Genomic DNA, 5,696 nt, shown 5'->3' on the forward strand with positions numbered 1-5,696 from the left:
GTTATAGAACAAAATTTTGAAACTATGAATCGTATGGCAGCTAATAATGAACTTTATAGAAATATCGACTATGATGCAGTTCTTGATTTAGATGGAGATTTCGTACTTCGCCTTAATTATACATGCTTTTACGATAGATTTGTAAAGTACTGTAGAGAGCATAATGTGACTCATGAGGTATTGCCACTTAATAGTTTCAAAAAACAATTAAGTAATATGCAGTATTGTAAATGCTACAATAAGCCTGTGAATTTTTCAGTTAGACAAGAAAATTCAAAGAATAAAAAGACTTTTAGGTGCGCAGTTATTTATATTAAAAATCTTCGCGAGAAAAATGTTGATATTGATTTTATAGCTGATGATAACATGATAGATTAACCCCTCATTAATTAAAGATAACTAATGTTGAGTAACTTTTGTTAGAGCTAGTATATTTGTTGTGAAATCCTTTTTAACGCCTATATCAATCGATTTTCATATTCAAAACTGTTATTGTATAGGTATACAATGACAGTTTTGAAAAAAGTCATTGACTACAATACCTTTAGTAACACAAACAATTTAAATGCATAGAATATATTACAAACAAAGGAGTACATAACATTGATCTTAATGGAGTATTCTCATTATTGAACTATGTTATTAAATAACCTACTAAAGGAGTAGTGAACAATATGAATTGTGATAAGTCATATATTAACCAGTACCATAAACCGGTGTGTTTAACTAAGCCAACCCCAGAACCAAAAAAAGTTCTCCAGGTTCCTGTAATTAAAGGCTTTGGAGAAAAAGAAGAATTCGTAGTAAGTCAAATAACAATAGCACCACCAAATCCTCCTATTTTTCGTATTATTGGTATTGATAAAGAGGTTATAATTACAAATTTTGAATTGGTATCAGTTTGTGACCCTGAGGATGGTAAATCATCATGGAAAGCAAAAGTAATAATAGATGGCTTTATTGATAAAAATATACTCTACAAGACAATAACCGATTTTACAGGACAGGCTGTTGGTGGACCAGTATTCCAGTTTACAACAAGAATACCATTTGCAACATTTGTTGAAGTAAAATCGAAAGAGCCTATCTATAAAACTGATCAAGTTGAAATATTAAGTGCCTTTGTAGAAGGCGAGAAAGAAGAGTTATTGGATCCAAATGATGTTGCAATAGGTGCACCAGATTTTGCAGTCACTTATAATACACTTTTAGAAAAAATGATTATAAAAATCAAGCTTAAAATTACAAGGATTGGACATGTTTGTGTAAAATAACATCCTTAATATAAATGTAGCTAAGTTAAGACATTGCTGTAAAATGCAGTGTCTTATACTATTTTATATTCATAACATAAATTTATTCTAAAATACAAAAGGATGTACTGCTTCAAAAATACTATATGCAGAGAATGGCGAAAGTTGCGGGTGCATTATGGTACCAAAAGTACTATAATTAAAAGGTAATTATGGGTATTTATAGATATATAGTCTCATTAAGGCCCCAATAAGGTAATAATTAAATAAAAGGAGATATTCATTATGAAAAATATAATGCCAGTTATAATGGTGCAGCATTATAATAACGATAATATTGATAAAAATGAACATATAGAGAAACATGATTTAGAAAAGAAGTTAAATGAAAGAAATATACAACTTGAACTTGAGTTGCAATATACCAAGGAATGTCTCCAAGCATCAAATGAGGAGCATCTTGTTTACAATGAAGAATTACAGAATATAAACGAAGAATATCGAGCAACAAATGATGAATTACTAAAGCTTAACACCCAGTATCAATATAAGAATCAAGAATTAGTTGATCTATACGACGATATGACAAACTATTTCTACAGTACTGATATTGGAACTATTTTTCTTGATGAAAATCTTTGTATAAGAAAGTTTACACCAAGCATTACTAAAGAGCTAAATATTAAGGGCCAGGATATTGAACGTCCACTGAATGACATATCTAATAATCTGATCGATGATGACTTATATATTGGTGCAAGTGAAGTATTAGGTAGTCATAAGGCATATGAGAAGGAAATTCAAAGTAACAACGGAAGCTGGTATTTATTGAAATGTGCCCCCTACTGTACATCTAAGAATTCAATTAACGGAGTCGTCTTATCTCTTGTGGATATAACAAACAAGAAATTATTAGATGAAACAGTTTTATCAGAAACTTTAAAGTCGGAGTTTTTCAGTAATCTTTCTCATGAACTAAGAACACCCTTAAATGTAATTTTATCTGCCTTACAGCTTTTGGATACTTATACAAGTTGTAATGATATTAATGAGCTAAAAATAAGATTAAAAAAGTATTGTAACATAATGAAGCAAAATTGTTACAGACAATTAAGACTTGTTAATAATATAATTGATATTACAAAACTTGATGCAGGTTTTTTTGATTTGAATCTACAAAATTGTAATATCGTAAATATTGTTGAGAGTGTTACGCTGTCGGTAGCTCAATATATCAAATCTAAATCCATTGATGTGGTTTTTGATACTGATATAGAAGAGTGTATAATAGCTTGTGATTCAGAAAAGATTGAAAGAATTATACTAAATATACTTGCTAATGCAATAAAGTTCACAAAGCCAAATGGAGATATAACAGTAAATATGTATGATAAAGGGAAAAACATTATAATATCAATAAAAGATACAGGAATAGGTATTCCAAATGATAAGTTAAATATTATTTTTGACAGATTTAGACAGGTAGATAAGTCACTTACACGAGATCATGAGGGCAGCGGCATTGGATTGTCCCTAGTAAAATCTCTTGTGGAGTTACATAAAGGTACAATCTCTGTATTTAGTGAATACGGCAAAGGAACAGAGTTTATAATTGCATTACCAGTAATAGTAGTGTCTAAAGAGAACGTCATACTGGGGGAATTTGAAGCTGATCCACAAGAAAATATTGAAAAAATGCATATTGAGTTTTCGGATATATATTCCTTAAATAATTTTACGTAAACGGTGTATAATATTAAGTTTTTTGCGTTTAAAAATATCTAAAGCTTACAAATGGGAATCATAATTATATTTAAGGACAACAATCCCTAAATAATCTTTCATATTTGCTTTATTTAGTTCCAGTTTCTCATACTCTTTTGCTTTTAATCCTGAAAGCGAAATAAATTTATCAACCGTGTCAAAAACAAATAACCCGGTATCCCTAATGCCTTTGTCCTGTAATGCATAGCGATAACTATTCCGTCATTTGTCTTAATTAAATGCTTATTTTTTATTATTGAACCTAGTGCTCCTTCTTTCGCAAGTGCAATAAATGCAGCAACTGTATGGTGCCCTGCAATTTCGACTTCATTTTCCGGAGCGAAATATCTAATATTAAAATCTATTCCTTTTTCATCACTATCTATAACCATTAAAATCACATCTGCCTTATCTTCAACATCAAAGTTAGACGGTACTTCTCCCAAAGCTAAAATGTCTGTTTTTTCTTCCACAGACATGATCACATCCACATCACATTCTTTTAATGCTTTGATGCAGTTTTCATAAAAACTGTTGTTTTTATTTAATACGGTGCCTAATGATATGTAAACCGTTCTTCGTTCATGTCTTACCTCTTGAGTTTCCACATCAGTCACAGATGGTCCCACAAACGCATATTTGTCCGAAAATGTTTCAGCCATGGGCTGAAATTTCTTAGATGTATATACTATGGTATTGGTATCATTATCATTTTGAATGATAGAAACAAAATTCTTAACCTCATATCCGTTTGCTTTCAAAAGCTTCATCTTTTTATTTATGCGCGGCATACCAATTATAGTGCGTATAAATTCCCCAACGCCACGCTTCATCATTCTTGCTGTATGTAGATTAAAAGCGAATGTTGTCGTTGAGCATACACATTTAATATTTAATTTAGCGGCGAACAGCTTTCCCCAAAAGCATACAGAATCCGATACAATGCAATCTGGTTTAATTTCCTGCAACTCGCCACACACCTTTTCATCTGAATTAATTGTTGTATCAACCACCATTTCAATTAACGAAGCAAAATCTTTTCCTAGTTTAATTTTTATTCAAATAGGCAAGCATCCGTCTATACTCCGATAGATATATGGGTTACTGCATGATTAAAAATGATTCAACTCATGAATTATGTATTCATTTTTCCAACTTCTAATTATAGACATTATATAAAGTTAACATATTGTCTGCTTTAGCACACTATCTTTACATAATTCAGCAAACATTCATAATTCCCCTTTATACTTTGTATAAATAGGTAAAATTGTCCTTTATATCACTATAAAATTTATTTTTGATTTACAAAATTAATTAGTATTAATATAAGATCCAAAACATTAATCTACATTTTATAATTATCAAATAAATTGAATAAAAAAGGTATTATCTCCAATTACTTTTATTTTGAAAGAATTAAGATATAGTTATAAAACAAATGCCATGAAATTGAAAATTCATGACATTTGTCCTTTGATATTATATTGATTTTTAAACAACCATAATCGTCAAATAGTAATAATAATAGTATCCACCAGCAACACATACCTATATACCCCCTTTTAAAAGCTTATATTCATTTTAGTTATTCCTTAAGCTCGTCCCATTAATTTTCATTTGTTATTAGTACATATTATTATGCTTATTATAAAATTGTTACTACCGTATCTATAACGGGCGTAATACTTGGGGTAAGAAATTAATGAATAGTGGCTTGCTATCATCATTTAAGTATATTCTTAACGGCTCAACATCTGAATTCAAACATTTCACAGTATGTATTAACTGTTCTGGTTTGTTATTTTAATAATTTATATTAAACTACACATAATATACATTGAGGTGATTATAATTCATACTATATTAACAAGACATTTAATTTTATTAGTTATAATTATTGTCCTGCTTGTCCCTTGCATCATTTCTTTCATACGGTATAAAAGGTAAATATAAATGAACATAGATACTGCCCTTTATTCTAACTTTTCTCAAATGTAAAAAACAAACTATATCTTTTCATGTATTTTTTATACTAAATTGCAAATACTGTTATTGTATAAAACATTCTAAATACATATTTTAAAATAAAGGAGGTATAATTAAATGCAAACTAAAAACGCTAAACAACATGTTCAAGATGTAACAAATCATCTTCAAGAAGCTAAAAATTGTTTAACCAATGCACTAAGTTCAGTAGAAAAACCTGAAAATAAACAACAAATTCAAAATACGCTTAATTCCGTAGATGCTGCTTTACAAAATGCAAATTCTACAATTTCAAACTATCAGGAATAATTTTTCAGCAAAGGAGGGGTTTGCCTTATACCTCTCCTTTACTAATTTTAACTTATTAGATTTTCACGCTTTTCTACAAGTTCGTATTTTATAACAGTATCATGAAAGTTAGTCATATAGACAGAGTTTGTATTTACAGACTTTAACAGAATATAGTTTTTTAATGAAAATGCAATTAGATTAGGGTCGCCTCCTTACAGTGGAGATAATGGAATGGCTACATTTACCAGCAGATAAACGAAATTGTATATAGTAAAAAAGATGTTCTTCATGAACATCTTTTTTATAAATGTCATTATAAAATGAGCAAAAATGTCATACCTTTAGGTAAGCGATGGAACAAGCACCGTAATGTAAATTAACCTACGGTTTGATATACTT

General features: G+C 29.5%; 4 protein-coding genes and 1 pseudogene. 4 read left to right on the forward strand and 1 reads right to left on the reverse strand.

Going from position 1 to position 5,696, the window contains the following annotated elements:
• The 3 genes and pseudogenes from Q0649_RS10390 to Q0649_RS10400 all read left to right on the forward strand — a co-directional run.
• A pseudogene (locus tag Q0649_RS10390) lies at window positions 1-378 on the forward strand (hypothetical protein); the annotation flags it as partial.
• 296 nt (window positions 379-674) lie between these two features.
• Entirely contained in the window at window positions 675-1,274 is a 600-nt protein-coding gene (locus Q0649_RS10395) for a DUF3794 domain-containing protein (RefSeq protein ID WP_298841200.1), read from the forward strand.
• Between the two features lie 264 nt (window positions 1,275-1,538).
• Entirely contained in the window at window positions 1,539-2,996 is a 1,458-nt protein-coding gene (locus Q0649_RS10400) for an ATP-binding protein (RefSeq protein ID WP_298841202.1), read from the forward strand.
• Window positions 2,997-3,139: 143 nt separating this feature from the next.
• Here Q0649_RS10400 and Q0649_RS10410 read toward each other — a convergent pair whose 3' ends face one another.
• The gene (locus tag Q0649_RS10410; protein WP_367179374.1) at window positions 3,140-4,033 is read right to left on the reverse strand and encodes a PhzF family phenazine biosynthesis protein; all 894 of its coding nucleotides are present in this window, start codon (window positions 4,031-4,033) and stop codon (window positions 3,140-3,142) included.
• Window positions 4,034-5,123: 1,090 nt separating this feature from the next.
• Between Q0649_RS10410 and Q0649_RS10415 the strand changes: the two genes are divergently transcribed.
• Window positions 5,124-5,315 carry an EscE/YscE/SsaE family type III secretion system needle protein co-chaperone gene (locus tag Q0649_RS10415; protein WP_298841205.1) on the forward strand — a complete coding sequence of 64 codons (192 nt, stop codon included), beginning with the start codon at window positions 5,124-5,126 and terminating at the stop codon, window positions 5,313-5,315.
• Window positions 5,316-5,696: the final 381 nt, after the last annotated feature.

This window comes from uncultured Clostridium sp., assembly GCF_937920395.1.
In the GTDB taxonomy this organism is placed as follows: domain Bacteria; phylum Bacillota; class Clostridia; order Clostridiales; family Clostridiaceae; genus Clostridium_AD.

Excerpts from the sequence above, each read along its gene's own strand:
- Q0649_RS10395 (WP_298841200.1), top strand. The coding sequence starts at position 675 with ATGAATTGTGATAAGTCATATATTAACCAGTACCATAAACCGGTGTGT.
- Q0649_RS10410 (WP_367179374.1), bottom strand. The coding sequence starts at position 4,033 with ATGGTGGTTGATACAACAATTAATTCAGATGAAAAGGTGTGTGGCGAG.
- Q0649_RS10400 (WP_298841202.1), top strand. The coding sequence starts at position 1,539 with ATGAAAAATATAATGCCAGTTATAATGGTGCAGCATTATAATAACGAT.
- Q0649_RS10415 (WP_298841205.1), top strand. The coding sequence starts at position 5,124 with ATGCAAACTAAAAACGCTAAACAACATGTTCAAGATGTAACAAATCAT.